The 25,884-nt window shown below is 54.1% G+C and carries 32 protein-coding genes; 3 read left to right on the forward strand and 29 right to left on the reverse strand.

Features of this window, described 5'->3' with window-relative positions; all coding sequences use genetic code 11:
- Positions 1–114: 114 nt before the first annotated feature.
- The 7 genes from rpsI to HMPREF0574_RS08350 all read right to left on the reverse strand — a co-directional run bounded on the left by rpsI (position 115) and on the right by HMPREF0574_RS08350 (position 7,906).
- Positions 115–609 (reverse strand): 30S ribosomal protein S9, encoded by a 495-nt coding sequence (gene rpsI / locus HMPREF0574_RS08315; RefSeq protein WP_004008298.1) that lies wholly within the window; start codon positions 607–609, stop codon positions 115–117.
- Positions 610–638: 29 nt separating this feature from the next.
- A complete protein-coding gene (rplM, locus tag HMPREF0574_RS08320; protein WP_036324458.1) occupies positions 639–1,082 on the reverse strand; it encodes a 50S ribosomal protein L13 in 444 nt (147 codons plus the stop codon).
- 407 nt (positions 1,083–1,489) lie between these two features.
- Complete coding sequence (gene pflA, locus HMPREF0574_RS08330) at positions 1,490–2,398, reverse strand: pyruvate formate-lyase-activating protein (RefSeq protein WP_004008301.1); 909 nt, start codon at positions 2,396–2,398, stop codon at positions 1,490–1,492.
- 10 nt (positions 2,399–2,408) lie between these two features.
- Positions 2,409–2,660 (reverse strand): autonomous glycyl radical cofactor GrcA2, encoded by a 252-nt coding sequence (grcA2, locus tag HMPREF0574_RS08335; RefSeq protein ID WP_004008302.1) that lies wholly within the window; start codon positions 2,658–2,660, stop codon positions 2,409–2,411.
- 46 nt (positions 2,661–2,706) lie between these two features.
- Positions 2,707–4,809 carry a pyruvate formate lyase family protein gene (locus HMPREF0574_RS08340; protein WP_004008303.1) on the reverse strand — a complete coding sequence of 701 codons (2,103 nt, stop codon included), beginning with the start codon at positions 4,807–4,809 and terminating at the stop codon, positions 2,707–2,709.
- 574 nt (positions 4,810–5,383) lie between these two features.
- Entirely contained in the window at positions 5,384–6,391 is a 1,008-nt protein-coding gene (locus HMPREF0574_RS08345) for a class II aldolase/adducin family protein (protein ID WP_004008305.1), read from the reverse strand.
- Positions 6,392–6,433: 42 nt separating this feature from the next.
- Complete coding sequence (locus tag HMPREF0574_RS08350) at positions 6,434–7,906, reverse strand: aspartate aminotransferase family protein (protein WP_004008306.1); 1,473 nt, start codon at positions 7,904–7,906, stop codon at positions 6,434–6,436.
- 69 nt (positions 7,907–7,975) lie between these two features.
- On the opposite strand from HMPREF0574_RS08350, the gene HMPREF0574_RS08355 reads away from it, so the two are divergent.
- Complete coding sequence (locus HMPREF0574_RS08355; protein ID WP_004008307.1) at positions 7,976–9,583, forward strand: xylulokinase; 1,608 nt, start codon at positions 7,976–7,978, stop codon at positions 9,581–9,583.
- A gap of 15 nt (positions 9,584–9,598) precedes the next feature.
- A complete protein-coding gene (locus HMPREF0574_RS08360) occupies positions 9,599–10,222 on the forward strand; it encodes a GtrA family protein (protein WP_004008308.1) in 624 nt (207 codons plus the stop codon).
- A gap of 42 nt (positions 10,223–10,264) precedes the next feature.
- Here HMPREF0574_RS08360 and truA read toward each other — a convergent pair whose 3' ends face one another.
- The 22 genes from truA to rplN form a co-directional block, all read right to left on the reverse strand.
- On the reverse strand, positions 10,265–11,158 hold the full coding sequence (gene truA, locus HMPREF0574_RS08365) for a tRNA pseudouridine(38-40) synthase TruA (protein ID WP_004008309.1): 894 nt from the start codon (positions 11,156–11,158) through the stop codon (positions 10,265–10,267).
- 186 nt (positions 11,159–11,344) lie between these two features.
- The gene (gene rplQ / locus HMPREF0574_RS08370; protein WP_004008311.1) at positions 11,345–11,878 is read right to left on the reverse strand and encodes a 50S ribosomal protein L17; all 534 of its coding nucleotides are present in this window, start codon (positions 11,876–11,878) and stop codon (positions 11,345–11,347) included.
- Positions 11,879–11,912: 34 nt separating this feature from the next.
- Positions 11,913–12,899: a DNA-directed RNA polymerase subunit alpha gene (locus HMPREF0574_RS08375; protein ID WP_036324112.1), complete on the reverse strand. Its 987-nt coding sequence runs from the start codon at positions 12,897–12,899 to the stop codon at positions 11,913–11,915.
- Positions 12,900–13,067: 168 nt separating this feature from the next.
- On the reverse strand, positions 13,068–13,463 hold the full coding sequence (gene rpsK, locus HMPREF0574_RS08380; RefSeq protein ID WP_004008314.1) for a 30S ribosomal protein S11: 396 nt from the start codon (positions 13,461–13,463) through the stop codon (positions 13,068–13,070).
- Between the two features lie 12 nt (positions 13,464–13,475).
- A complete protein-coding gene (gene rpsM, locus HMPREF0574_RS08385; RefSeq protein WP_004008315.1) occupies positions 13,476–13,850 on the reverse strand; it encodes a 30S ribosomal protein S13 in 375 nt (124 codons plus the stop codon).
- Between the two features lie 183 nt (positions 13,851–14,033).
- Entirely contained in the window at positions 14,034–14,147 is a 114-nt protein-coding gene (gene rpmJ, locus HMPREF0574_RS08390) for a 50S ribosomal protein L36 (protein ID WP_004008316.1), read from the reverse strand.
- 23 nt (positions 14,148–14,170) lie between these two features.
- Entirely contained in the window at positions 14,171–14,392 is a 222-nt protein-coding gene (gene infA / locus HMPREF0574_RS08395) for a translation initiation factor IF-1 (protein WP_036324108.1), read from the reverse strand.
- A gap of 190 nt (positions 14,393–14,582) precedes the next feature.
- The gene (locus tag HMPREF0574_RS08400) at positions 14,583–15,245 is read right to left on the reverse strand and encodes a S26 family signal peptidase (protein ID WP_236585930.1); all 663 of its coding nucleotides are present in this window, start codon (positions 15,243–15,245) and stop codon (positions 14,583–14,585) included.
- 71 nt (positions 15,246–15,316) lie between these two features.
- The gene (locus HMPREF0574_RS08405) at positions 15,317–17,644 is read right to left on the reverse strand and encodes a hypothetical protein (RefSeq protein WP_236585931.1); all 2,328 of its coding nucleotides are present in this window, start codon (positions 17,642–17,644) and stop codon (positions 15,317–15,319) included.
- Between the two features lie 167 nt (positions 17,645–17,811).
- Positions 17,812–18,681 (reverse strand): type I methionyl aminopeptidase, encoded by an 870-nt coding sequence (gene map / locus HMPREF0574_RS08410; protein ID WP_004008320.1) that lies wholly within the window; start codon positions 18,679–18,681, stop codon positions 17,812–17,814.
- A gap of 4 nt (positions 18,682–18,685) precedes the next feature.
- Positions 18,686–19,267, reverse strand: coding sequence for an adenylate kinase (locus HMPREF0574_RS08415; RefSeq protein ID WP_004008321.1), 582 nt, complete (start codon positions 19,265–19,267; stop codon positions 18,686–18,688).
- The gene (gene secY, locus HMPREF0574_RS08420; protein ID WP_004008322.1) at positions 19,264–20,559 is read right to left on the reverse strand and encodes a preprotein translocase subunit SecY; all 1,296 of its coding nucleotides are present in this window, start codon (positions 20,557–20,559) and stop codon (positions 19,264–19,266) included. Before secY ends, HMPREF0574_RS08415 begins: the two co-directional genes overlap by 4 nt.
- A 120-nt stretch (positions 20,560–20,679) precedes the next feature.
- Positions 20,680–21,222, reverse strand: a complete 543-nt coding sequence (gene rplO, locus HMPREF0574_RS08425; RefSeq protein WP_004008323.1) for a 50S ribosomal protein L15 — start codon at positions 21,220–21,222, stop codon at positions 20,680–20,682.
- Complete coding sequence (gene rpmD, locus HMPREF0574_RS08430; protein WP_004008324.1) at positions 21,222–21,407, reverse strand: 50S ribosomal protein L30; 186 nt, start codon at positions 21,405–21,407, stop codon at positions 21,222–21,224. The genes rplO and rpmD overlap by 1 nt, the downstream gene beginning before the upstream one ends.
- Positions 21,407–22,147 (reverse strand): 30S ribosomal protein S5, encoded by a 741-nt coding sequence (gene rpsE, locus HMPREF0574_RS08435; RefSeq protein ID WP_004008325.1) that lies wholly within the window; start codon positions 22,145–22,147, stop codon positions 21,407–21,409. Before rpsE ends, rpmD begins: the two co-directional genes overlap by 1 nt.
- A 14-nt stretch (positions 22,148–22,161) precedes the next feature.
- Positions 22,162–22,533: a 50S ribosomal protein L18 gene (gene rplR / locus HMPREF0574_RS08440; protein WP_004008326.1), complete on the reverse strand. Its 372-nt coding sequence runs from the start codon at positions 22,531–22,533 to the stop codon at positions 22,162–22,164.
- Between the two features lie 2 nt (positions 22,534–22,535).
- On the reverse strand, positions 22,536–23,069 hold the full coding sequence (gene rplF, locus HMPREF0574_RS08445) for a 50S ribosomal protein L6 (protein ID WP_004008327.1): 534 nt from the start codon (positions 23,067–23,069) through the stop codon (positions 22,536–22,538).
- Between the two features lie 12 nt (positions 23,070–23,081).
- Positions 23,082–23,480 (reverse strand): 30S ribosomal protein S8, encoded by a 399-nt coding sequence (rpsH, locus tag HMPREF0574_RS08450; protein WP_004008328.1) that lies wholly within the window; start codon positions 23,478–23,480, stop codon positions 23,082–23,084.
- A gap of 54 nt (positions 23,481–23,534) precedes the next feature.
- Entirely contained in the window at positions 23,535–23,720 is a 186-nt protein-coding gene (locus HMPREF0574_RS08455; RefSeq protein WP_004008329.1) for a type Z 30S ribosomal protein S14, read from the reverse strand.
- Positions 23,721–23,722: 2 nt separating this feature from the next.
- Complete coding sequence (gene rplE / locus HMPREF0574_RS08460; RefSeq protein WP_004008330.1) at positions 23,723–24,283, reverse strand: 50S ribosomal protein L5; 561 nt, start codon at positions 24,281–24,283, stop codon at positions 23,723–23,725.
- Entirely contained in the window at positions 24,283–24,657 is a 375-nt protein-coding gene (gene rplX, locus HMPREF0574_RS08465; protein ID WP_004008331.1) for a 50S ribosomal protein L24, read from the reverse strand. The genes rplE and rplX overlap by 1 nt, the downstream gene beginning before the upstream one ends.
- A complete protein-coding gene (gene rplN, locus HMPREF0574_RS08470) occupies positions 24,657–25,025 on the reverse strand; it encodes a 50S ribosomal protein L14 (protein ID WP_004008332.1) in 369 nt (122 codons plus the stop codon). The genes rplX and rplN overlap by 1 nt, the downstream gene beginning before the upstream one ends.
- Positions 25,026–25,259: 234 nt before the next feature.
- On the opposite strand from rplN, the gene HMPREF0574_RS08475 reads away from it, so the two are divergent.
- Positions 25,260–25,748: a beta-class carbonic anhydrase gene (locus tag HMPREF0574_RS08475; RefSeq protein WP_004008333.1), complete on the forward strand. Its 489-nt coding sequence runs from the start codon at positions 25,260–25,262 to the stop codon at positions 25,746–25,748.
- Positions 25,749–25,884: the final 136 nt, after the last annotated feature.

Below are 25,884 nucleotides of genomic sequence, written 5' to 3' on the forward strand. Positions count from 1 at the left end.
AAGTCCTAAAATTAGCGGATTATCAACCTTTTGTGGGAAGTTAGGAAATGCCGCGGGCAAAAAACTGGTGGGGTCCTCACCGGAGAACCCCACCAGCATAAGTCTCGATTGTTTTTAGCGCTTCGAGTACTGTGGTGCCTTGCGAGCCTTCTTAAGACCAGCCTTCTTGCGCTCCACGGCGCGAGCGTCGCGGGTCAGGAAACCGGCTTTCTTAAGCGCGGGACGGTTGGCGTCACGATCGATTTCGTTCAGAGCGCGGGACACGCCGAGGCGCAGCGCACCAGCTTGACCGGAAATGCCGCCGCCATCAATACGAGCCTTGACGTCGAAACGACCCTGCAAGTCCAACAGCACGAAAGGTGCCATCACCAATTGCTGGTGCAACTTGTTCGGGAAGTAATCTTCCAGGCTGCGACCGTTGATAGTCCAATTGCCGTTACCCGGAACCAAACGCACACGGGCTACGGCTTCTTTGCGACGCCCTAACCCCGTGCCCTTGTCGATGCGAGAATTCCCACGACCCGGTTCATCCTGAGCCGTCGGAGTCTCGGTGGTGTATTCGCTGGGGACTTCCTCCAGCTCTTCGATTTCTGCAGTGGTCTTCGCCACGATACTCCTTGAGGTTTTGCGAACCGCGTTTATTGCGCGATTTGCGTGAGTTCAAAAACTTCCGGGTTCTGGCCGGCGTGCGGATGTTCCGGTCCGGCGTAAACCTTCAGCTTCGTCAATTGCTGTTTCGAGAGACGGTTACGGGGCATCATTCCCTTAACTGCCTTTTCGATAATTTTTTCGGGTTGCTTGTCCCGCAGTTCCTGGTAAGAGGTTGCCTTCAAGCCACCGGGAAAACCCGAGTGGTGGTAGGCAGTCTTTTCAGTCCATTTGTTGCCGGTCAACACGACCTTTTCCGCGTTGATAACGATGACATAGTCTCCGTTATCAAAGTTGGGAGCGAAGGTCGGCTTATGCTTGCCGCGCAGCAAGGTAGCCACCTGGGAAGCCAGACGTCCCAGTACGATGCCGTCGGCATCAACTACATGCCACTTCGCGTCAACGTCACCAGCCTTGGGTGAATAAGTACGCACTTCTTTAGCCTTCAATTCTTAATCGTCGGTCTCATCACTTTTGTGATGATGAAAGTTTGCGTGTGCCCTGGGATGACAGCGGTATGAGTGGGAATAGTCACCAACTCAAGGGCATACAACCGTTTAATCTTAACGATTCCGCGCGCCTGGGTCAAAATCACGGCGTAATTCACGTATTTTGAGCGCGAAAATAAATCGTTCGTATGACACGCCCACTCGCCGAACGACATAGTAAAGCGTCAATTCAGTTCATCAACTGCCCAGTCTGCCTAGCTTCTAGCCTGCTTAGGCTCAAGTTTGGGTTCAAAAAACCGGGGATAAGCGTCATGGGAGCGGGCAATGCTCCCCTACTTGTGTTAACTTAGCTGGGATTAGAATCCCGATTTTCCAATCTAGCGGTGGACACTCTAATAGACGGTTATTCCCCGGGCGCGAAAAATCGACCGTATCTGTTCGATGGATTTTTCGTCGGGAGGTTGGACCGTCTCTAGTTTGTAGTCTAGATTCAGTTCTTCCCACTTGTCCCGACCCATTTGGTGGAACGGCAGCACTTCCAGCCGTTCCACGTTACTCCAGTTAGCCACAATATCAGCCACGCGTTTCACGTTGTCCGCGTCATCGGTCCAGCCCGGAACCGCTACGAAACGAATCCAGGCGGGAATCCCCGCTTGAGCCAAACGATTCCCAAAGTCAATAGTGGGTTGCAGAGGTCTGCCGGTGACTTTTTGATAGGTGTCGGGATTGCCGGATTTTACGTCCAGCATCACTAAATCCAACAGTTCAAGTTCTTGGTCGCTAAAGCTGAATCCTAAAGATCCAGAAGTATCAATATTGGTGTGAATGCCCTCGGCTTTGGTATCGCGCAGCAGTTTTTTTAGAAATCGTGGCTGCATCATTGGTTCCCCTCCGGAAAAGGTGACCCCGCCGCCAGTAGCTTTATAAACTGCCTTGTATCGAACAATCTTGTCCAACAGGTCTTTGGCTAAAATCGGAGTGCCTTCGCGCATTTGCCAAGTATCAGGATTGTGGCAGTACACACAGCGCAGAGGACAGCCGGCCAGAAAAATTGTCAGCCTAGTGCCCGGACCGTCCACTGCGGTTACCAATTCCCAAGAATGCACCGAGCCTAGTTCTCCGGCGTTAACCAGCTTTGAATGTGTGCTCCGATCCATCTCCGGGGCGGTAGCAATACCGTCCAGCCCCTTACCACGAACCCGTGGAACTTCGATTTCAGAGGGTTCGGGTCGATACTCCCCGGTGGAACCTTCGGTTCCAAAGATGGTATCGACCCGAACCCGTTCTAAAGTGAGGTTCACTGCTGCCAGACTATTTCTTGTTGTGGAACGTACGAGAAATAATGTCTAGCTGCTGTTCATGCGTCAAACGCACGAAATTCACGGCATACCCGGAAACTCGCACGGTCAATTGGGGGTATTTTTCCGGGTGTTCCATGGCGTCTTCCAAGGTGTCCCGGTTTAGCACGTTAATATTCGCGTGGTACAGACCTTTCACACCTCCGCTGGCGCAACGATTTGCTTTCATGTCTTTGAGTCGCTCATCGAAAGTTTTAACTGCCATAATTCTTTTCCCTTCAGTTATTAGTTATCAGTTTTAGAGTTAAAGATTAGCCTTTGCGGACAAAGCCGGCATCCATAATGCCGACCAGGCTGGTGACTTGTTCGTCAAGGTTACGTCCCAATGAAGAGGGAACAATCGTGTTGGTCAGCGAGATACCGTCCAGGGCGTCGTCGTAGTCCAGTTTGCCCACAGAAAGCATGGATGCCAGCATTCCGTGAGTGTCGACACCATTTTCTGGGTTAGCGCCAGGGGCAAATGGAGTCCCTTTCATGTGACCTGAGGGGAAGGAACCGGTGAACTTGCCGTAAACCACATTGGAAGTGATGGTTAATACCGATTGAGTGGCAATCGCTCCGCGGTACATGGGAATGGCTTTAATCTTGCTCATAATGGTGTGAACCACGGTAGCGGCAATATCGTCAGCACGGTCATCATCGTTGCCATAAGTTGGGAAATCCCCTTCGGTGCGGTAATCAACGATTAGACCAGTCTCATCCCGAACCGGATAAACTTTAGCATACTTAATGGCTGCGAGTGAGTCGGCAACGATGGACAGTCCCGCAATCCCACAACCCATGGTGCGCACAATGTCAGAATCATGCAAAGCCATTTCGATAGCCTCATAAGCGTAACGGTCGTGGCAGTAGTGGATAATGTTCAATGCTTCTACATAGGTTTCGATTACCCAATCAAGCATTGCCTCGTATTTGACCCAGACATCGTCAAAGTCAAGCGCTTCATCGCCCGAGATACTTTCATATCCGGGAGCCACTAGCTTACCGGTCATTTCGTCGCGACCTCCGTTAATGGCATAAAGCAATGCCTTGGCCGCATTCACGCGCGCTCCGAAAAATTGCATCTGTTTGCCAATACGCATGGGAGATACACAGCACGCGATGGCAGCATCGTCTCCCCAGTGGTCACGAATTTGCTTGTCTGCCTCGTATTGAATAGAGGAAGTTTCGATGGAAATTTTAGCGCAGAATTTCTTGTACCCTTCCGGCAGGTTTTCGTTCCAGAAGACCGTGATGTTCGGTTCCGGCGCTGGTCCCAGGTTGACCAGGGTTTGAAGCAACCGGAAGGAGGTCTTGGTGACCAGGGTACGACCGTCCTCCCCGAAACCGGCATCTGACCAAGTTGCCCAGTAGGGATCGCCGGAGAAAATTTCGTCATAGGCTTTGGTGCGCAGGAAACGTACAATGCGTAGTTTCATTACCAGGGCATCGATGATTTCCTGGGCTTCAGGTTCGGTGAGGATGCCTTTTTTGAAATCTCGTTCAAAATAGATGTCAAAAAACCCGGAGAGGCGTCCGATAGACATAGCTGCCCCGTCTTGTGATTTGACGGAGGCGAGATAGCCGAAATAAGTCCATTGGACGGCTTCTTTGGCGGTTTTAGCCGGACCGGAAATGTCGAATCCATATGACTGTGCCATGGTCTTAAGCTTGTCAAGGGCTTTGATTTGTTCAGCGTGTTCTTCACGGTAACGTGCCCAGTGTTCAGAGAAGGGTTCATTGACTACTCTGTCTTTGGCTTTGAGTTTTTCTTCGATGAGTTTATCCACACCGTACAAGGCAACCCGGCGATAGTCTCCGATGATGCGTCCGCGTCCGTACGCATCGGGGAGTCCGGTGATAATGTGGCTGGAACGCGCCGCCCGAATCCTGGGGGTGTAAATATCGAAAACCGCGTCATTGTGGGTCTTTCGATAGTGGGTAAAAATACGCTTGATTTCAGGATTCGCTTCTTTACCGGCTTCTTTGATGGCAGTTTCCACCATGCGCCAGCCACCGTTTGGCATCATGGCTCGTTTCAGCGGAACATCGGTCTGTAAGCCGACGATTACGTCATCGTCGTCACTGATGTAGCCCGGACCAAAGGCGTCGACATCGGCGGGAGTATCTAAGTCAACATCGTAAACACGCTGTTTACGTTCCACTGACAAGTAGTTTTGATCCAGGTGGTTCCACAGACGTTTAATTTTTTCCGTAGGCTCAGCCAAGAAGGAGTCATCTCCTTCATAGGGTGTGTAATTTTTCTGGATAAAATCGCGAACGTCGATTTCCTCGCACCAGTTGCCGGGAACAAATCCTTCCCAGGCTGGCGGTTTCTCTGCTTTATTCTCAGTTGCAGTAGGTATTTGCGACATCGACAACAGCACTCCTTTTGCCTTTACTTTACTGATTCTTGGTTTTTACAACCTGTCAGACAATTCGTCCCAGGTAAACGACGTATATTGTATCTTGTGGTAATGGAGCTTTTCAACTGCTCTGCCCCCATACCTCCCTCCGAATCGTAAGGTAAGACTTTGCAGGTCAGGTGACAAAAAGCCCACTAAGGACACTGCTCTTTAGCCCTTACTAACAGCATTAAAGAAAGGGGTTACTGATAGAATTCATGGCTTTCTCGCCACTTTTGACACTTTTTGGAAATGGTGCTGGGCGCCGGTCGGAACGTAATTATCTTCGGTTCGCTATGTTTTTTGGAAAAAAAGCGGGAGTGAAGCGTACTGTGTAGGCTCAAGTGTGGGGACAAACGCTCCGTGGTGCCTCATATCAATGCGAGCGGGTAAATAAATTGTTGGCATGAATGTTGGAGTGGTTTCAATAGGTTCCCTCGGCTACAATCCCCGCCTGGTTACGCGACCAGAGGGGACTTTTGAAAGAAAAAGACCCCGCTGAATCAGCTGGTGCTGACCGGCGGGGTCTGTTGCAGGGCAAGCGTTACTTATCCTTGAGCTTGGAGTACTTCAGCTTATAAACCCCGCGCATAATCGTGCCATCCATCATGCGGATGGGCTTTGCGCCCGTTGTCTCTGCCACCAAAGCTGCCAACGCATTCTTCTGCGCGACCGAGAACACTGCCTCCGCCTCGTCAAGGTCCGCGCCCAGGAAATACGTCGCCTTGCGCCCGTAAATCATGTTCTTGCCAAATGTTTTGCCGACTTTCAAGCCCACCAGCTGACTGAAATCGTCCAGGTATGCCTTCAATCCGGTCTCGCGGAACTTCAAGAACAGCGGATCGTCCGTGGCGACCACTGCCCCGGCGTCATCGCGGCGCATAAAAATATGAATAACCTGAGGCGGCAATCCAATACCGTCACGTTCAAATCGACGCACTCGCACGGTCTCGCCCGCCCTGCTCCACCCGGTCATGAGCTCAAACTGAATCTGGCAGGCGGATTCCACAGCCTGCGCCAAATCCACCAATTCATCCGCGTCCCGACCGAACAACACCGCCCCATGCCCCTGCATCAAGATAGCCCTGGCAGCGGTGTCACGTAGCGTGGTCAACACGGACTTATGCAGTTTCCCCGTGGAGGGCAACCCGTAATCCGCAATCGGCAAAGTCTCTGAACCGATGCGTTCTGCCAGCTCAGTTGGGATTTCTACCGGCGCGCCACCCACGCTCAGAGCCGAGGCATAAGGCTGGTGGGTGTGGATGATGAACTGCACCTGGGGCAGTTCCCGATAGATTTCCGTGTGTAGCCCGCGTTCACCGCTCGGTTTCAACTCCCCGGACCATTTGCCCTCAAAATCCACCTCTACCAGGTGATCCGGAGTCATTGTCTCGTAATCTCGCCCTGATGGCGTAATCAGATACCGGTCATGACCGCTTCGTTGAGACAAATTTCCCCAAGTCCGAGCCACTAGCCCTTCCCGCAACAAGACACGTGCGGTGTCTATGATCGCATTTCCGGTTTCATCGTCTCGCCCAGCATTCCCGGTCATTTTTATAGTCCTTTCCTCGCCACTGCGACGGTCTGCGACTGGCTATTTCTTAGTTACCGGCTTCATCTCAACCTTTTGAAACACCCGCTCGAAACGGTTTAGCGCCTCGTCAATTAGCTCCGGGGTATAAGCCGCGGAAGTGTATAGGCGCGAACCTGCCAAAGTAATCAGTCCTTCAGCAGTATAAGCCGCTCCCATGTATTCCATTTCTTTCTTACGTTTCGAGGTTTCACTCAACACGTGCGGGATGGTCCACGGTTTGCTCCAATCAATGGAGAAATGCATGGTTCCAACCGTCTCTAAGTGGCATACGCTGCCTTCGTTCCAGCATACGAACGGCAGATTGTATTTCTTAACCAGGGCTTGCAGACCATCAGTCAAGCGGTTGCCCATCTCTCCGGCGTATTCACAAGTATTGGTCTCAACGATGCGCTTAATCGTGTGGTATCCCGCCACGCAGCTAATCGGGGTCGCTGCCATCGTGCCCCCAATCAATGCCTTCTTAACCTTGTCTCCGGTCTGGATTCCCGCCGCGAGGTACTTCATGTATTCCTTTTTGCCACCTAAACCGCCGGCGCCGGGATACCCTCCGGCGATGACCTTGCCAAATACCGTCAAATCAGAGTCAATCCCAAACAGACCCGAAGCCCCGCGGTCAGAAATCCGGAAAGCAGTAACAACCTCGTCAAAAATCAGCAGCGCCCCGTAACGACGGCACAGCCGTTCCACCCCTTTCAGGAAAGCCTGATCGATTGGCCACGTTCCCGACTCCGGTCCGATAGGTTCAATCATGACCGCGGCCGTACCGCCGTGGAGCTTCTTCAGGCGCAGTTTGCGTTCCAGGTCACCCAAATCGCCAGGCATGAATTCGTCTACGTAACGGAACATGGTCCAAGGCACCCCGTGGGCTTGGGTGAACTTGGATCCGGGAATCCGGATGCCGTAGCCCAGCTGGTCAGACCAGCCATGATAGGCTCCGCCCATCTTGAGGACGTGCTTCTTTTTAGTCGCGAGGCGGGCGACCCGGATTGCTGCCATGCATGCCTCCGTGCCCGAACCCAGCATTCGGAACATATCTACTGTCGGCACGCGCGAGGCAATGAGGTCTGCCAGCTTGTATTCGTATTCGTGGAACAGCCCGGTAGACGGTCCCCCATCGTGCAAAAGTTTAATGACTTCCTCACGGACTTCGGGAGGGTTAGAGCCCAGCACGGTCGGACCGCCTGCCTGTAGAAAATCGAAGTACACGTTGCCGTCGATGTCCGTCAGTTCGTGTCCACTAGCTTTCGTGATGACCAGGGGGAAAGGATGGTTAAACGCCAGATTGTGCTGTACGCCACCGGGAATGCGGTCCTTGGCGGCTTCAATCATAGATTTCGAACCTGAGCACTTGGCTTCAAAGTAATCACGCTCGTAATCGCGCAAAGCTCCGGCACTAATGGAGTAAATTGGTTTTTTGATAAGGTCATCCAGTTGCTTGTTAATGGCGCGAGTGCTGGGTTGGTTGATCCGCATTTGATTTTCTCCTCACCGAGCCGAAATCATTGCCCCCAATCTTACAACTCTTGAACGAAAGAATTTAGTATGTTAATACTTGCTTACGATGTCGGAACGTCAGGAGTAAAGACTTGTCTGTATCGTGCGGGGTCAGAGCTAAATCTGGCGAATTCTCGGTTGGGCACCTATGACCTGACAATTTTCCCTAATGGAGGCGCGGAGCAAGACCCGGACCAGTGGTGGGACGCCATCGTAGAGACCACTCGTGAGCTCACGCGGGAAAATCCGCGAGAAATGTCAGCAGTGCAAGCTATCAGTTTTTGCTCCCAGATGCAGGCTTTGGTCCTGGTAGATGAATCGGGGCACCACCTGCGTCCGGCAATGAGCTACATGGACCAGCGCGCTGCCGAGCAAAAGCGCCGCGGGCTGGAAACCGGCGTGAAAATTGCGGGAATGAACGCGAAAAAGTTATTGACCAGCCTGTACCGGACCTCCGCGGTTTCCGCTTCCGTCAAGGACCCAATGTGGAAGTACCTGTGGGTACGTGACAACGAACCGGAGATTTATGCCAAAGTCCACAAGTGGCTTGACGTCAAGGAATACCTCATTGCCCGTCTGACGGGGCGTTTCGTCATGTCCGTAGACTCGGCGTTTGCCACGTTACTCTTAGACGTGCGCGCCAGCCGTCCCGCGTGGGCATCGCGGTTAGCTCAATCTTTCGGGGTGAATCCGCGACATTTGGCGCCTATCGTCACGTCTGCGACCGCGGTCGGGACGTTACTTCCGGAAGTTGCACAAGAGCTCGGGCTGCCGCAAACTGCTACGGTTTATGCTGGCGGTGGGGATGCGTCACTCATTGGGGTAGGTGCTGGAGCTTGCGCGGTCAGTGACACCCATATTTACTGGGGAACCTCGGGATGGGTTTCTACCGTCACCGCTAAGCGCGTGGTGGATGTCAACTCCATGATTGCCACCGTCGATGGTGCCGATCCTGGCAAGTACAACTATTTCGCCGAATTGGAAACGGCTGGAAAATGCTTCGAATGGGTCCGCAAGCATTTGGCAGAAGATGAGATAAATGTCTATCTGTCTCATAGGGATCAAGCTGCGGACATGGAGACAAAATACACCTCCCTTTACGAGTACCTCTCGGAGGTCATCGAGAGGTCCCCCGCGGGCAGCGGCGGGGTGATTTTCGCCCCGTGGCTACACGGAAACCGCTGCCCATTTGAGGACGCGAATGCCCGTGCCATGTTTTTCAACATCTCCCTGGAGACCGGCAAGACCGAAATGCTGCGTTCCGTCATCGAAGGCGTGTGTTTCCATCTGCGCTGGTTTTTAGAAACTGAAGGTAAAAAAATTCACACCTCCGACACGGTCCGTTTCGTCGGTGGCGGAGCCCTCTCGCCGGTCACTTCCCAAATTCTGGCTGATGTGCTGGGGCGAGCGGTAGAGACGGTACAGGACCCGCAAAACGTGGGGTCGGTCGGTGCTGCCCTGGTCGCCCTGGTAGGGGCAAAAAAAGTCGACAACCTGGTTCATGCCACTCAGAGACTCGTGAAAGTTCAGCACCGGTACGTGCCTAACCGGGAAAATCGCGCTGTCTATGACCGCCAATACGAAGTATTCAAAGGTTTGTACCGAGCTAACCGCAAAGCCTTCAATCTGCTCAACAATCACAACCGACCGCAATAACGAAGGGTTACCACCATGACACAGACGGATTCTCCCACCTCGCCGGAGCCGCAACCGGAACAGCCCAGTAATTCCCCCGCGACCCTTTCGGAAGCCAACCCCTCTCGTGCTGACGATTCAGCCCCGGCTCTTGGCTCGCCCAACCCCGACGCGGTAGTTGTCGGTCAGGCTTCCAAGGGCAAAGCCGCCCTGATTCAAGCTATCAAGTTTACCTTGCTGTCCATCACCGCCGCCGGCGTTGAGGTCGCCAGCTTTGCCCTGATGGCGTGGATTAACTCTCTGACGGGATGGTTCCCGTTCTGGGTGTCTCAATCGGTTTCTATCGCTCTGTCGGTAATCTATAACTTCACGGTAAACCGCCACTTCACGTTCAAGTCAGCAAATAACGTTCCAATCGCAATGCTCAAGGTCGCCTTGTTCTATGTGTTCTTTATCCCCCTAACGTCCTGGGGTGGACAGGTTCTCTCTGATTTGGGTTGGGCAGACTGGCTGTTGAAGGGCATAAGTTTGTTGCTGAACTTTGTTGGTGAGTTCGCCTGGTGGAAGTTTGTGGTGTTTCGGGGTTCAGAAAATACGAATGCTCTGGCAATCAAGCAGGCTGAAATGAGCCAGCAGCATAGCGCTACAGCAGCGGAGTGAACCAGTAGCAACCGTTATATCCTGCGCTGGGGAAAGGGCTGTTCAACGGCGTTCTGGGCACCCGCAGTCTCGCCGGGCTCTCGTGGTTTGTTGGCGAGTCAGCAGTTCCGTCTCGGTTTGTGGATAGTCAACCTGAGTCAGTGTCAGTCCCAAGGCAGGGGCAACGGGAATCTCTGGGATACGTGCCTTGGCGGCAAGCGCGTCTGCCAGCCAGGCTGTGTCACGTTTAGCGCGCCCCACTTCAGTCAGCGCACCGACCAAGGAACGCACCATAGAGTGGCAAAAGGCATCGGCACGCACCCGGATCTCCATCATTCCCGGTGCCGTGCGCAGGGTTTCTAGCTGTTGCAGGGTTCGAATTGTGGTGGCGCCCTCGCGGGGTTTACAAAAGGCAGCGAAGTCGTGTTCCCCCAACAGCACCGCGGCGCTTGTGTTCATGGCAGCTGCGTCCAACTGGGTGGGATACCACCAACAGCAGTTACGGGATAACGGGTTACGCGCTGCCAAATCATCCACGATACGGTACACATAATGGCGCGCCAGAGCGGAAAACCTCGCGTCGAAGGTCTCGGGTACCACCGTGGCTGCGGTGACCACCAGGGCATCTATGGCGTTCGGAGGGTAGGCGGCAGGTGAATCAGGGAGCGGGCTAGCCAGATTCCCACTCAGCACCGCTCGTAATACCGCCCCCAGCCGAGGCGCTAAAGTGTCGGGGGAAACGATGCGGTCCCCCACCTCGGGCACGGTGAAATGAGCAACTTGTCCGCTAGCGTGAACCCCAGCATCGGTACGTCCCGCCACCGTAAGCTCAACTGTTTGACGGTAAATCACTGTCAAAGCAGACTCCAAAGCGCCTTGCACCGTAGGTAATCCGGGTTGGGCGGCCCACCCGTGAAACGGCGTCCCGTCATAGCGAATATCCAGGCGTATGCGCATTACTCCCCTCCTGAGCCCCTCTGCACTGACCGGGTGACGGTTTCCTGCGGACGCACCGCATCCATACTCGGGCTGCTGGAAATAATATCCGTCCTGCTGGTGCAGTGGCGAATTTATGGTGCAGCGCTCAAAAAACCGGAGGGTCGGGTTCAAATGAACCCGACCCTCCCAGAAATTTGAGTTGGCTTACTCAGCCTTTTCTTCCGGAGTTTCCTCAGTCTTGGCTTCTGCCGGTTCCTCGGCAGGAGCTGCGGGCGCGTCCGCAGCGGCTTCCTTCGTATCGGATTCCGCCTCAGTTACCTCCGGCTTGGCAGCGTCCTTCTTCGGCGCAGCCGGCTTAGCCTTCTTCTTCTTTTCGACGCCTTCAAGCACCAGAGAGATTTCCGCCAGAGGTGCATTGTCGCCCTTGCGATATCCCATCTTTACGATGCGAGTGCAGCCACCTTCGCGCTCTTTATCGATGGCGGGAGCGATTTCCTCGAACAACTTGGCGACTACAGCCTTGTTACGCAGCTTGGCCAGCACCTGGCGACGAGCGTGCAAATCACCGCGGCGAGCCTTGGTGATGAGCTTCTCAGCCAGCGGCTGCAGGCGCTTAGCGCGTGCTTCGGTGGTGGTTACAGATTCATTCTCAAACAGGGCGCAAGCCAGGTTCGCGAGCATAATCCGCTCATGAGACGGGCTGCCACCCAAACGGGGGCCTTTCGTGGGCTTAGGCATGATTCTTAATTCTCCTTATATCGTGTCTCAAAAGTTAGTTTTCATCACTGAACTGGGGAATGTCTGCGCCTTCGACAGCAGGCATCGGGGTGTCTTTCAAAGACATTCCCATTCCAGCCAGTTTTTCCTTGATCTCGTCAATGGATTTTTGACCAAAGTTGCGAATATCCAGCAAGTCTGCCTGAGAACGAGCCACCAGGTCCCCTACGGTATTGATGCCTTCACGAGTCAGGCAGTTCAACGCGCGGGAGGTCAGATCCAGGTCCTCCACCGACATAGCCAAATCTTCAGCGAGAGCTGCGTCGTTACCGGACGGTCCCAATTCGATACCTTCGGCATCGTGGTTCAAGTCACGAGCCAGCCCGAACAGCTCTACGAGGGTCTTACCCGCGGAAGCCATCGCGTCACGTGGCAGGATGGCTTTCTTGGTTTCCACGTCAACAACCAAACGATCGAAGTCGGTACGCTGTTCCACACGAGTGGCCTCCACTCGGTAGGAAACTTTCAGCACCGGGGAATAGATAGAGTCCACTGGAATGCGAGAAATCTCCGCTTCTGGGTCTTTGTTCTGAGACGCAGAGACGTATCCGCGACCGCGTTCCACTGTCAGCTCGATTTCCAACTTGCCGTCTTTGTTCAAAGTGGCAATGTGATGCTCCGGGTTGTGAATCACCACGCCCGCGGGAGGCATAATGTCACCCACGGTGACCTCGCCTTCCCCAGTCTTGCGCAGGTACATCACCACGGGCTCATCGTTATCCGAAGACAAGACGATTTCCTTGATGTTCAAAACAATCTGGGTCACGTCCTCTTTCACGCCCGGCAGGGTCGTGAATTCATGCAGAGCTCCCTCAATCTTGATGGAGGTCACTGCCGAGCCAGGAATCGAGGACAGCAGGGTGCGACGCAGGGAATTACCCAGAGTGTACCCGAAACCTGGTTCCAAGGGCTCAATCGTGAAACGAGAGCGCTGGTCATTAATAACTTCTTCAGTCAGCTTCGGTTGCGCTTGAATAAGCACTGTTGATTTCCTTTCCGGCATCCGCCACCACACCGGTTCAGGCTCCAAATCCTTGGCGAGGGGATTTGAGTATTTTGGGTTGAAAGTTTATTTGCCGAATCCCGGTCAGCCGTCGTACGTTCCTGGTGAGGACCGCCAACGGCTCAACCGGGTCGGACACAAGCGCAATCAGACGCGGCGACGCTTCGGAGGGCGGCAGCCGTTGTGAGCCTGCGGAGTTACATCCTGGATGGAACCAACTTCCAGACCGGTAGCAGTCAGGGTACGAATCGCAGTTTCGCGACCGGAACCCGGACCCTTAACAAACACGTCCACCTTCTTCAGACCGAATTCCTGCGCGCGACGAGCCGCGGCTTCGGCAGCCAGCTGGGCTGCGAACGGCGTCGACTTACGCGAACCCTTGAAACCGACCTGACCGGAAGACGACCAAGCGAGAACGGCACCGGACGGATCTGTAATAGACACGATGGTGTTGTTGAACGTGGACTTGATATAAGCGTTGCCCTCGGTAACGTTCCGACGTTCCTTACGGCGCGACTTAGTGGCTTGAGACTTACCTGCCATGATTTATCCCCCTTACTTCGCTTTCTTCTTACCAGCAACGGTGCGCTTGGGTCCCTTGCGGGAACGCGCATTAGTCTTGGTGCGCTGACCGTGAACCGGCAAGCCCGCGCGGTGACGACGCCCCTGATAGCAGTTGATTTCAATCTTGCGGCGAATGTCGGCAGCAACTTCACGACGCAAATCACCCTCGACCTTGTAGTTGGCCTGAATGAAATCGCGCAGGGCAATCAATTCGTCTTCGGTAAGATCCTTGACTCGCGTATCCGGACTCACACCGGTCGCTGCCAAGGTTTCCGTCGCACGGGTACGTCCAATCCCGTAAATATATGTTAAAGCGATTTCCATGCGCTTCTCGCGCGGCAAATCCACACCTACCAGGCGTGCCATGTATTTCTCCTGTATTCTTGTCAGAGGCCGTCACCCGACCTTCCACGCTTTCAGCAGCGTAGCCTCGGCCCCTGATACCGAGGGTTACGGCGCTCGTTACACCTGAAACAACAGGTACACGACCAGCCGCTGGCGGGTGCTTGACCCAAATCGGGTCATGCGTCGAGAGCAACGCGTCGGGACTTAGCCCTGACGCTGCTTGTGACGCGGGTTTTCGCAAATCACCATCACGCGACCGTGCCGGCGAATTACCTTGCACTTATCACAGATGGGCTTAACGCTGGGGTTAACCTTCATTTTTTCCTCCGAGTTAGGCCATTTTACTTGTAGCGATACACGATACGGCCTCGAGTGAGGTCGTAAGGACTCAACTCGACTACCACGCGATCCTCAGGCAGGATACGGATGTAATGCTGGCGCATTTTTCCTGAAATATGCGCCAAAACCACGTGTTCGTTGGCCAGTTGCACCCGGAACATCGCGTTGGGCAAGGCCTCAACTACCGTACCTTCAACCTCGATGACTCCGTCTTTTTTCCCCATAGGGCTAACCAATCCTCCGCAAAATGTCTTTTGGATCATCAGACTCTATCCTCAGACAGGTATTCCTGCCATCAGACAGTCCAAAAGTTGATTCTAAACCTTTTATTCAAAGAACACCAAATTTGAAAGTCTCTCCGTAACGGCAGGACATTGCCGCGCGCGGAGAAACCGTGGACGCCTCTGGAGCAGACTACTTAAGACCTTGTCGGCGCAACCGCTGGCGTGTGGTCTCCAAGTTCCCGGCTAGGGCGGCAGTCCGCAGTCGCGCTGCGCGTGCCTGACGCTGCGGGTCGCGGGCATTAATCATAGACGTACCGATTTGCCATCCGGCATAAATCAGCAGCAACTGGGCGACAAAAATCAGCATGTATGAAACCGCCGGAGGTGGAAGCAACGGGGTTACGGTACCGCAGAATGGCACCTTGTAACGCAACGTCCCCCGCACCATATCCAGTGTCACAGTTCCATCACTAGATTCCGCCTGAGGATTATCAAACTTCACCCCAAACTGCATGTCTTTACCGGTCCCCATGACTTCGCTGATTCGCGCAATCTTATATTTCACCGCTTCGGTGGGCTGGTAAGCGATGATGTCATTGGGGTTGAGCTTTTGCGCGCCCTCCTGGCGTATCTTTTGGAACAGCAGCAAATCTGACCGGGATAACGTCGGACTCATAGAGTCGTCGGGAACCACGGTGGCGACATAACCTTGAGTCCGCGGAATCACTGTGGTCACGATAAAGACCACGCCCACCAAGATGAGGATGACCCAGCCAATCATGAAAATAATTGCATTGCGCAGAGGGTGCTGCGACTGCTTGTTTAGCAGCGAAACAATGCGGTTAGACTGCATGGTCATATACTGGGCTCACCTCCCTGAGCGTACTGGTATTTTACCTGTTATTAGCTTCTGCGTATGGTCCTTCAACCGGCGTTCTTTGACTTCTTGGAAAAAAGTCTCGAAAAGAACCCTTGTTTGACGGGCTGTGTCTCGTATTCTCCCGCTTCGTACTCTGCCGCAAACAATTCTTCATCGGCTCCGGGCATTTCTTCAGCGTCAGCGGCAGGGTCCCATTCGGGGTATCCCTCTTGCATCGCTTCGGGAATGTCGCCCTGCACCTGAGGAATATCGAAAGGTACCTGTTCTTCGGAATAAACCGGCTCGGTTTGATCGACTTGGGTCAGCATTTCCTCGGCGTTTTCCCCCCAGTAAGGCTGGTTCGCAGCGTCAACCGCAGTTTCTGCATATCCCTCAGCGACATCGCTCTCAGTCAGCTCATCTGAGGAAGCAACGGACAGCTCTGTCGGAACTTCGGAGTCTGTATCAGCAAAATCCCCCAGGTCAATTTCATCCTGGTCTACCAACTCTGGATCTGAGGCAAAGTCTGCCGCAGGCTCCTCCATCCCAATGGCCTCGCTGCCAGGCAAAGCCGTTTCTGCGGAGGCTTCGGTATCTTCAAGCTGATCAGTTGGGAGTTCTTCCTCTGATTCAGCGGTATCCGCCAGCCCATCAGCAACAGATTCCTCAACCTGTTCGGGATGACCGGATTCTGGCATAGTCTGCATGTCAACCGGCTCAATCTCGGAGGCTAAATCATCCAAATCACCAAAATCTAAATCCCCCAAGTCAACGTCAGTCTCAACAAAGGCATCTTCCGTCTCGGTGATTGGAGCCGCCGTCTCGGAAAGTTCTTCTGGAAGTCCCTCGGGAAGTCCCGCAGAGAGTTCCTCGGAGGGCTCCACGGTGGAATCAGTTTCCGCGGCAGCAGGCTGTTCTGCCTCTGCAGCGGGAGGTTCTTCGGCAACCTCAAGTTCCTCTTCCGCCACAGGCGCGGTGGAGACGGCATTCTGCTGAGTCAGTTCTGTCTCCAACAGTGGCTCATTAATTTCCGTTTCCTCCAGCAGTGCGGCGGGAGGTAGTTCCTCAGCAACTTGCGAATCTGGGGACGCTGCGGTTTGCTCAGAATTGGTCACAAGGTCGGTTTCGGATAGCTCTTCTGTCGCCACAACTTCATCAGCAGTCACGGTTTCATCTGTCGTTGTGGCTGGTTCCTCCGCTGCCATCGAGACTTCTTCAGGTTCTTCAGGATTGACGACCCAATGTGCCATCTCACCTTCCACGTCACCTACGAAGCGTTCATCGTCATTTCCTTCCGCTTCGAGCACGTTATCGTCGTAGACACGTTCACTGACCAGGTCTTCTGCGGCAGAAAGCTCTGCGGAGAGAGTCTCGTCCGCGATTTCAGTTTCTGTTTCTGCAACGGGAAGCTCCTCGGGCGCCACCTCAACAGGCTGTTCCTCGGTAAGTTCCGCGGACGGATGTTCCACAGCATCCTCGGGACTCTGTACATCGGGGTTCTGTGCAGGCGATTCCTCAGTTACCTCAACCGCTTCAGCGTCGCTGACGGCAACTTCTGCAGGCTCTGGAACAGAGCTGGGTGCAGCCTGTTCGACGACCGGGACCTCGGTAACGGGCGACTCGTGGTCAAGCGTAGGCTGAGCCGTTTCCGGGGCAGGTTCCACGCCAGCCACCGATTCTTCGGGCGAAGGTACGGATTCTTCTGGCATCGGGGTCTCAGCCACCGTTGTCTGCTGGGCAGGCGCTACCGGTGTCTCGTCTTCGGGAATCGAAGGTTCGGTCACGTCTGCTGGAGTATCTGTCGGAGTTGTGGATGATTCCGGTTCGGGTGCCTCGCTAGACTGCTGGTCAGATTCGCTGGCAGAAGTTTCTGTGGGTAAAGTCTCCGATTCGGGCTCAGCAGGTGGCTGCGAAGCTGGAGTTGTAGGGGACGCTGCCCGCGCTGCCGCAATGATATTCAGACCGGGAATCTCTGCTGCGGACGGATCGTTAGCCAGTGGCAGCGGTCGGCGTGAACCCGTTTCGAGAGCCTCGATAGCGCAATCCGCGATAGCCTTCCAGTCAAAACCTGCCTTGGCAAGTTCGGAGGTTTCAACCTCGGGCAAGGGCGTATTTGGAATTCCATGGTCGCTGCGGGCAGAACGCACGTGGCTGGCGAGTTCGTCCAACAATTCCGGCACGCTAGGCAGCTGGGACGGCAAAGAAACCCCGTTCGTATAGATGTAGCCGGGATTATGTTTGCGTACTTTCGCCCGCAAGCGCTCCACGTCCTCACGACCTTGAGCCGTCAACGTCGGGGGACGATACCCATCATCTTCGGGCACAAACCGGGAAAACCTCTGAACTCCCATGTTGAAACGAGAGGGGATTGCGGGGTTGCTGCTTTCAGCCACGTTGTATTCTCCTTGCCATTCACGGTGCCGGACGGCACAGCTCTAATTATTCTATATTAGGCACCCCCAGTGAAACCTAAATCTAACGACAAAACTTACCAATAAAAGCGGATTTTCGCTCAAAATCACGGGAATTAGAGGCTTACCTAGCAAAACTTGGGAAAACTTCAACCTCGAGGTGCTATCGCTCGCGGAGAAAGCCCAAAGGGAGCCAGTCCGGCTCGTCCTCCATCTGGAGCCGTCAAAACCCACACCCCACCGGGTAAAACTGCCACCGTATGTTCAAAGTGAGCAGCCCTAGACCCGTCGACGGTGACCGCCGTCCAGCCATCGGACAGTTCCTTGGTGACAGAACCTCCTCGGGTCAACATAGGCTCGATAGCCAACACCATACCGGGTTTAATCTTTGGTCCCCGAGAGCGTGTGGAATAGTTCAACACATCGGGAGCCTGGTGCATGGCGGTGCCGATACCGTGTCCCACGTACTCCTCCACAATGCCTGGCTCCCAGCCGTAACGGAGCGTATCTTCTGCCACAACTTTCTCAACGGCATCGCCAATCTCACCCAGATATTTCGCGTTCGCCAAGGCGGCTATGGCTGACCACAACGCACGTTCGGTCGTGGAAAGCAGCTGCAAATCATCGGGGCGAGCATGCGTTTCACCGCCACAAATCATCGAAAAGGCAGCATCTCCGTGCCATTGGCGCGAAGCGTCATCTGTGATGTAAGCACCGCAGTCAAAACTCACCAAGTCGCCAAATTGCAGCACCCGATTCCCCGGAATCCCGTGAACTACCTCTTCGTTAATCGAGATACACACGGTAGCGGGAAAGCCACCGTAACCCAAAAAGTTCGACTTCGCTCCCATGCGCTTGATGACGGCAGCGCTAATCTGATCCAGCTCCCCGGTAGTGATACCTGGCTCACAAGCCTCGCGCAGAGCCTGGTGAATCGCGACTACCACCATTCCGGCGCGACGCATTTTGAGGATTTGATTAGTGGACTTAATCTCAATGCGCCGGTCTTGGACTGACACCGAGCTAGTTCCTTTCGATTTCTTCCATCACGGTGAGCAAGCGTTGGGCAATCTCAGCAATGGTGCCTTCCCCATCGACCTTGCGCAGCACGCCTTCCTGCTCATAAAAGTCCAGCAGGGGCTGTGTAGCTTCGAAAAACACCTCGAGACGGTGGTCGATGACCTCGGGTGTGTCATCAGTACGACCCTCAATTTCAGCACGCTTCAGCAAACGTTGTTTTACCTCGGCAGCGCTAACATCCAGATAAATCGCCGCATCTACCTGCTCATTAGCTTCAGCCAGGACAGCCTTGAGGACTTTCGCCTGGGGAATGGAACGAGGATAGCCATCGAGCAGAAATCCGGCTGTAGCATCAGACTGGCTGATACGCTCACAGACAATCCGGTCTGTAACCGAATCGGGGACAAACTCACCTTTGTCAATATAAGACTCAATAAGTTTGCCCAGCTCGGTCTTTTCCGCCTTATGCTTACGGAAAATATCGCCGGTAGAAATCCAGGGGATATGAAAATGTGTCGCAATCTCTTTGGCGTGGGTCCCTTTACCCGCGCCGGGAGGGCCCATAATCACCAAATTTGTCGTCATGCCATGAATCCTTCGTAGTGATGCTGATGAAGTTGGGCGTTAATGTCTTTCACCGTTTGTAGACCAACGCCGACAATAATCAGAATTGTAGTACCACCGAAGGGCAATTGGGGCACGTTCATGGCAACCATCGCAATCTGCGGGACCAGAGCCACAATAGTCAAGTAGACTGCACCTGCCGTAGTGATACGAGTCATCACATAGTGCAGGTAATCAGCCGTAGGACGACCTGCGCGCAAACCGGGTACGAAACCGCCGTACTTCTTCATGTTGTCCGCGACTTCCTCAGGGTTGAAAGTAATCGAAGTATAAAAGAACGCGAACGCAAACGTCAGCAAGCCATAAATAACCAGGTAGAACCAGGAGCTGGAACGGAAGTTCATGCTAATCCACTGAATCCATTTGGCATTTTGGTCACCGAACTGTGCCAGCATCATTGGCAGGGACAGAATCGAGGACGCAAAGATGACCGGGATAACGCCAGACATGTTAATCTTCAGCGGAATGTAAGTGGTGGTGCCGCCGTACATCCGGCGCCCCACCATGCGCTTGGCATACTGTACCGGGATGCGACGCATTGCCTGTTCCACATAAACCACAGCCAGCGTCACCAACAGAATCAGAGTAACGATTGCCAAGAACTTTTGAATACCGCCATTACCACCAGCGATGGCGAACAGCTTTCGCGGCAAGTTAGCGATGATAGAGGTGAAAATCAGAATCGACATACCATTGCCGACACCTTTTTCGGTAATCAGCTCACCCATCCACATAATCAAGCCGGTAGCCGCCGTCATCACTAAAATTTGGAGGATGAAAATCCAGGCGGAATCCGAGGGGATAATCTTTTGATTTGAAGCTCGCCCAAACAGCGTGCCGGTGCGAGCAGCGGTGATGATGGATGTCGATTGCAGCACGCCCAGTGCGATAGTCAAGTACCGCGTGTACTGGGTCAGCTTTGCTTGACCGGTCTGACCTTCCTTGTGCAAATCCTCAAAACGAGGAATGACTACGCGCAACAGCTGGATGATAATCGACGCCGTAATGTAAGGCATGATACCCAAGGCAAAAACGGACAGCTGCAACAAAGCGCCACCGGAGAACATGTTCACCAAGTCGAGCAGCGACCCATTGTTCTGAACATCAGAGATGACCGACTTTAACGTGGCGTAATCAACACCCGGCAGGGGAATAAACGAACCCCAGCGGAACAGAGCCATGATAAAGAAGGTGAACAACAGCTTGTTACGAAGATCAGGCGTTTTGAAAGCCTGAATAAAAGCGGTAAACAAATGTCCTCCAAAGAATTTCGGCAAGTCCGTGAGCGCAGCTCACTTCCTAGCTAAACATGATACCGGTTCAAGAGAAATGGTGGAAACGGCGGGGTACGATGTTGTACCCCGCCGTAATCCTTAGCGAACGCGTGCGGTCAAAGACCCGCCTTGTGCCTCGACCTTTGCCTTAGCGGAACTGGACCAGGCATCTACAGTCAAGTCAAACTTGGCTGTCGCTTCACCGGTTCCCAGCACTTTAACCAGGCAATTCTTGCGGACCAGACCCTTGTCAACCAGGTCATCAACCGTCAAAGCACCACCCTCAGGGAATACTTCAGACAGGCGATCCAGGTTCACTACCTGATACTCGACATGGAAGGGGTTCTTAAAGCCGCGCAGCTTAGGCAAGCGCATATGCATCGGCATCTGACCACCTTCAAAGCCCAGAGGCACTTGGTAACGTGCCTTGGTACCTTTGGTGCCGCGACCCGAAGTCTTACCTTTAGAGCCTTCACCGCGACCGACGCGAGTCTTGGCTTTATTAGAGCCCGGCGCGGGACGCAAATGGTGCAGGTAAGTCACCTGAACGTTATCGCTAGCAGCTGCCTTTTTAGCAGCGGCCGGAGCTTTCTTTGCTGCAGACTTTTCCGCTGCGGTCTCTTCTTTTTCGCTCTCGCTCATCAGTCGACCTCCTCCACACTTACTAGGTGGCGCACCTTTTGAATCTGACCGCGCACGGCAGGATTATCGGGTCGCACCACAGACTGACGAATTTTCTTTAATCCCAGGGTTGCCACAGTCGCCCGCTGATCTCGCGAGGAACCAATCGTGGACTTCACCTGAGTGATTTTCAGGTTCTTAGCCATTACGCACTCACTCCTTCGGCAGCCAATTCAGCCTCGGCTTTAACCGCTTCGGCGCGCACTTGAGCTTCGCCTTCGGCGCGAGCCCGCAGCATACCGGCAGGAGCAACACGCTCCAGCGGCAAACCACGACGAGCCGCGACAGCTTCGGGCTGCTCGAGTTGCTTCAAGGCAGCCACGGCACCGCGCACGATGTTCAACGCATTGTCAGAGCCCAGAGACTTAGACAAAACGTCACGAATTCCGGCGCATTCCATAACCGCACGCACCGGACCACCAGCGATTACACCGGTACCGGGAGAAGCCGGCTTCAGCAACACTACGCCCGCAGCGTCCTCACCGAGAACCTCGTGCACGATAGTGTGGCGAATCATCGGAACATGGAACATGGACTTCTTCGCCTCTTCCACGCCCTTAGCAATCGCTGCCGGAACTTCCTTTGCCTTACCGTAACCAACACCGACGGTACCTTCACCGTCGCCAACCACGACCAGAGCGCAGAAGGACATGTTACGACCGCCCTTTACCACTTTGGACACGCGGTTGATGGTTACCACACGTTCGATGTATTTGTCATCAGCGTTGCCGCCACGACGATTGTCACGGCGGTCATCGCGTTCACGGCGATTTCCGCGGCGCTCGCGGCGACCGCCACGGTCCTGGGCGTCGTTAGCGCCAAGGTTCGTGGTCTGGTCCGCAGAGTCTGCGGTCTCGCCTGTAATCTGCTGTTCTTGTTCAGCCATTTTCTCAACTTCCCTTACAGACTCAGTCCGCCCTCGCGGGCACCTTCAGCCACAGCCGCAACGCGACCGTGATACATATTTCCACCGCGGTCAAACACACACTGAGTAATCCCAGCGGCTTTGGCGCGCTGTGCAATCAACTTGCCGACCTCGGTCGCCTTGGCGACCTTGTTGTCCTGAGCACTACGCAAGGCATCTTCCATCGTAGAAGCGCTCACGATAGTCTTGTGCTCGTAGTCATTGACAAGCTGAGCGACCATGTGTCGGTTAGAACGGGTTACGACCAAACGCGGCTTTTCCGCAGATCCGAACATATTTTTACGAACCCGCTGGTGGCGACGCAGACGCGACAGCCTCTTGCCTTTACCCTTTACAGAATAAGCCATGATTACTTACCTGCCTTTCCGACCTTGCGGCGAACATTTTCACCAAGATAGCGTACGCCCTTGCCCTTGTAAGGCTCCGGGGGACGAATCTTGCGCAGATTCGAGGCGACTTCGCCGACCAGTTCCTTCGAGATACCCTCGACGGTAACCCGGTTACCTTCGACCTTGAACGTGATGCCCTCCGGGGGTTCCACATTGACGGGGTGCGAAAATCCGAGTTGGAACTCCAGTCCAGCGCCCTTTTGATTGACACGGTAACCAGTGCCCTGAATCTCCAGAACCTTGGCGTATCCCTTGGTGACACCCTCTACCATGTTGGCAATGAGGGTACGGGTCAAGCCGTGCAGTGAACGAGACTCACGTTCGTCATTAGGACGGGTCACGACCACGGTCGAACCGTCAACCTGCACGGAAATCGGATTCGCCACGGACAGAGCCAAGGTACCCTTGGGACCCTTGACGGAAACGTCTTGTCCATTGATATTTACTTCCACACCGGCGGGAATCTCCACCGGAATCTTACCGATACGCGACATGTCAGCCTCCTTTTACCAGATGTAGGCGATAACTTCTCCGCCTACACCCTTGTCGGCTGCCTCGCGGTCAGTGAGCATACCGGACGAGGACGAAATAATCGCTACGCCCAGACCGCCCAGGACCTTCGGCAGTTTGGTGGATTTTGCATACACCCGCAAACCGGGCTTAGAGACGCGTTTCACTCCGGAAATCGCGCGTTCACGTTTGGCGCCATACTTTAAGTTGAGCGTCAAAGTTTTGCCGACTCGCGCTTCCTCGACCTCGTAGTCTTTGATGTAACCCTCAGTCTGAAGAATGTTCGCGATAGCGGCCTTCATCTTCGAGTACGGCATAGATACCGACTCGTGGTACGCCGAGCTGGCGTTGCGCAGACGTGTCAACATGTCTGCTATAGGATCAGTCATTGTCATTGGGCTTGGGCCCTTTCTGAGGCGGTTTCGTAATCGACCTGCCCCTTAATGTGTTTACCAGGAAGACTTCTTAACGCCGGGGAGCTCGCCATTATGGGCCATCTCACGCAGGCAGATACGGCACAAGCCAAACTTGCGATACACCGAATGTGGGCGACCACAGCGCTGGCACCGAGTGTAGGCACGCACCGCAAACTTGGGTTTGCGCGCTGCCTTGTTCTTCAAAGCGGTCTTTGCCATTCTTAATCCTCCTTGAACGGGAAACCGAGGTACTTCAGCAGTGCTCGGCCTTCGTCATCAGTAGCAGCGGTGGTTACGACCGTGATGTCCATCCCCCGTACATGGTCGATGGAGTCCTGGTCAATCTCATGGAACACAGATTGCTCGGTCAAGCCGAAAGTGTAGTTTCCGTGACCGTCGAACTGCTTGGAGCTCAAACCACGGAAGTCGCGGATACGCGGCAAAGCCGTGGAAAGCAAACGATCGAGGAACTCCCACATGCGGTCACCGCGCAGTGTAACGTGTGCCCCAATCGGGGAACCTTCACGCAACTTGAACTGAGCGATAGACTTGCGAGCCTTGTCAACCACGGGCTTCTGACCGGTAATGATTGACAGGTCAGAGATAGCGCCTTCCATGAGCTTGTGGTCGTGTGCAGCAGCACCCACACCCATGTTCACGACAATCTTTTCCAAGCCGCCAACTTGGTTAACGTTCTGGTGCTGGAATTCCTTGAGCAGCTGACCCTTAATTTCTTCGCGGTACTTGGTCTTCAGCCGCGGGGTGTAATTTTCCTCTGCCATTACAGATCCTTCCCGGTAGCTTTGGACACGCGAATGCGGACGGTCTTTTCTTTACCGTCGCGCTCTACGACCTCTTCACGCATACCCACACGGGTACCCGCAATCTTCTTGGTCGTGTTGCCGAGCTTGGCTTTGGCAGCCGCGGGTTCGTAGTACATCACATTGGAAATGTGAATGGAGGCTTCTTTTGTCTCGATGCCACCAGTCGGACCCTGCTGAGTCCGTCCCGCCTTGTTGTGGTGCTTCATCATCATGACGCCCTCGACCACTACGCGTTCACGTTTCCGGTCAATTTGCAGAATCCGGCCGTGCTTTCCTTTGTCGCGACCAGTAATGACCACGACTTCGTCGCCAACCTTCAACTTTGCTGCCATCAGATCACCTCCGGGGCGAGTGAAATAATGCGCATGAACTTCTTTTCACGAAGTTCACGCCCGACGGGCCCGAAGATACGGGTGCCGCGCGGCTCCTCATCGTTCTTGAGGATGACAGCGGCGTTCTCGTCGAAACGAATGTAGGAACCGTCCTTGCGGCGGGTTTCCTTTTTAGTGCGGACTACGACAGCCTTGACGACTTCACCCTTTTTCACGTTACCGCCAGGGATAGCATCCTTGACGGTCGCGACAATGGTGTCGCCGATGCCGGCGTAGCGTCGCTTCGAGCCGCCCATTACACGAATGCAAAGGATTTCCTTAGCCCCCGTGTTGTCGGCGACCTTCAGTCGCGACTCCTGCTGAATCATCTTTTCTCCTTCGTCTGGCCGGTTCTCAATAGAGCCTTGCCGAACCTATCTTGCGTTGCGAGGGCACAAAAATCCCACCTCGAACAGGCGGAATTGAAACCCCTGGCTGACACAGACACATTTGTGAGAGGTCTCAGCCAAAAGCAACCCTCCAAGTCTAGTATTTATCGACTGGAGTAGCAAACTACAGCCGAACTGACATCCACCTCACGGCAAAAACGCTAAGCTAAAAATGTGTTTGATGATTTGCTGCAAGCTAATGCTCTATTCGCGAAAAATTTTCCCTACCGTGGGCTTCCCGGAGCTCCCGCGCATGGACTACTGATTGTGACTTGTATGGATTCCCGACTTGATCCTCTTGAGATTTTCGGGCTCAACGTCGGTCAAGCCAAAGTTCTGCGCACTCCCGGCGGATTTTTGAGCCCCAATACCTTGGCGGGAGCCATCGCCGCAGTCCATAAACTTAATGTGGATCGAATTATGGTGCTAGAGCATACCCGTTGCACCATGGCTTCCATTGACGAGGCAGGATTTCAACGAGATGTAGTCGCACATGCAGGTCAACCCGTTGGGGATTTGGTGTTCGGGGCTGACCCAAACCAAGCTCAACATTTGCGCGATGACGTAGAGACGCTACGCAATCACGCCCTGATTAAGGGGTTTGCCGAAGTCGGCGGGTTTATGTACGACGTAGAGACCGGACAAGTCACCCAAGCGTGTTGAATCACGACAGGCGCAGTCGGTAGCTCCGAAGACGATGCCCGCCTTTCGGAGACTACACCTGCAAGACCTAGTCAACACCAAAACTACTCGCTAAACAGAAATCCGATTTTTAGTTCATAAACAGTTTCATACAGCA

This window comes from Mobiluncus curtisii subsp. curtisii ATCC 35241, assembly GCF_000146285.1.
GTDB lineage: Bacteria > Actinomycetota > Actinomycetes > Actinomycetales > Actinomycetaceae > Mobiluncus > Mobiluncus curtisii.

Excerpts from the sequence above, each read along its gene's own strand:
- HMPREF0574_RS08455 (WP_004008329.1), bottom strand. The coding sequence starts at position 23,720 with ATGGCAAAGACCGCTTTGAAGAACAAGGCAGCGCGCAAACCCAAGTTT.
- truA (WP_004008309.1), bottom strand. The coding sequence starts at position 11,158 with ATGCGCATACGCCTGGATATTCGCTATGACGGGACGCCGTTTCACGGG.
- rplO (WP_004008323.1), bottom strand. The coding sequence starts at position 21,222 with ATGAGCGAGAGCGAAAAAGAAGAGACCGCAGCGGAAAAGTCTGCAGCA.
- rplF (WP_004008327.1), bottom strand. The coding sequence starts at position 23,069 with ATGTCGCGTATCGGTAAGATTCCGGTGGAGATTCCCGCCGGTGTGGAA.
- rpsH (WP_004008328.1), bottom strand. The coding sequence starts at position 23,480 with ATGACAATGACTGATCCTATAGCAGACATGTTGACACGTCTGCGCAAC.
- HMPREF0574_RS08400 (WP_236585930.1), bottom strand. The coding sequence starts at position 15,245 with ATGCAGTCTAACCGCATTGTTTCGCTGCTAAACAAGCAGTCGCAGCAC.
- rplE (WP_004008330.1), bottom strand. The coding sequence starts at position 24,283 with ATGGCAGAGGAAAATTACACCCCGCGGCTGAAGACCAAGTACCGCGAA.
- rplX (WP_004008331.1), bottom strand. The coding sequence starts at position 24,657 with ATGGCAGCAAAGTTGAAGGTTGGCGACGAAGTCGTGGTCATTACTGGT.
- HMPREF0574_RS08415 (WP_004008321.1), bottom strand. The coding sequence starts at position 19,267 with ATGACGACAAATTTGGTGATTATGGGCCCTCCCGGCGCGGGTAAAGGG.
- HMPREF0574_RS08345 (WP_004008305.1), bottom strand. The coding sequence starts at position 6,391 with ATGACCGGGAATGCTGGGCGAGACGATGAAACCGGAAATGCGATCATA.
- rpsK (WP_004008314.1), bottom strand. The coding sequence starts at position 13,463 with ATGGCAGGTAAGTCTCAAGCCACTAAGTCGCGCCGTAAGGAACGTCGG.
- rplN (WP_004008332.1), bottom strand. The coding sequence starts at position 25,025 with ATGATTCAGCAGGAGTCGCGACTGAAGGTCGCCGACAACACGGGGGCT.
- rplQ (WP_004008311.1), bottom strand. The coding sequence starts at position 11,878 with ATGCCTAAGCCCACGAAAGGCCCCCGTTTGGGTGGCAGCCCGTCTCAT.
- HMPREF0574_RS08340 (WP_004008303.1), bottom strand. The coding sequence starts at position 4,809 with ATGTCGCAAATACCTACTGCAACTGAGAATAAAGCAGAGAAACCGCCA.
- HMPREF0574_RS08355 (WP_004008307.1), top strand. The coding sequence starts at position 7,976 with ATGTTAATACTTGCTTACGATGTCGGAACGTCAGGAGTAAAGACTTGT.
- HMPREF0574_RS08350 (WP_004008306.1), bottom strand. The coding sequence starts at position 7,906 with ATGCGGATCAACCAACCCAGCACTCGCGCCATTAACAAGCAACTGGAT.
- HMPREF0574_RS08360 (WP_004008308.1), top strand. The coding sequence starts at position 9,599 with ATGACACAGACGGATTCTCCCACCTCGCCGGAGCCGCAACCGGAACAG.
- rpmD (WP_004008324.1), bottom strand. The coding sequence starts at position 21,407 with ATGGCTAAGAACCTGAAAATCACTCAGGTGAAGTCCACGATTGGTTCC.
- infA (WP_036324108.1), bottom strand. The coding sequence starts at position 14,392 with ATGGGGAAAAAAGACGGAGTCATCGAGGTTGAAGGTACGGTAGTTGAG.
- rpmJ (WP_004008316.1), bottom strand. The coding sequence starts at position 14,147 with ATGAAGGTTAACCCCAGCGTTAAGCCCATCTGTGATAAGTGCAAGGTA.
- rpsM (WP_004008315.1), bottom strand. The coding sequence starts at position 13,850 with ATGGCACGCCTGGTAGGTGTGGATTTGCCGCGCGAGAAGCGCATGGAA.
- rpsE (WP_004008325.1), bottom strand. The coding sequence starts at position 22,147 with ATGGCTGAACAAGAACAGCAGATTACAGGCGAGACCGCAGACTCTGCG.
- rplR (WP_004008326.1), bottom strand. The coding sequence starts at position 22,533 with ATGGCTTATTCTGTAAAGGGTAAAGGCAAGAGGCTGTCGCGTCTGCGT.
- grcA2 (WP_004008302.1), bottom strand. The coding sequence starts at position 2,660 with ATGGCAGTTAAAACTTTCGATGAGCGACTCAAAGACATGAAAGCAAAT.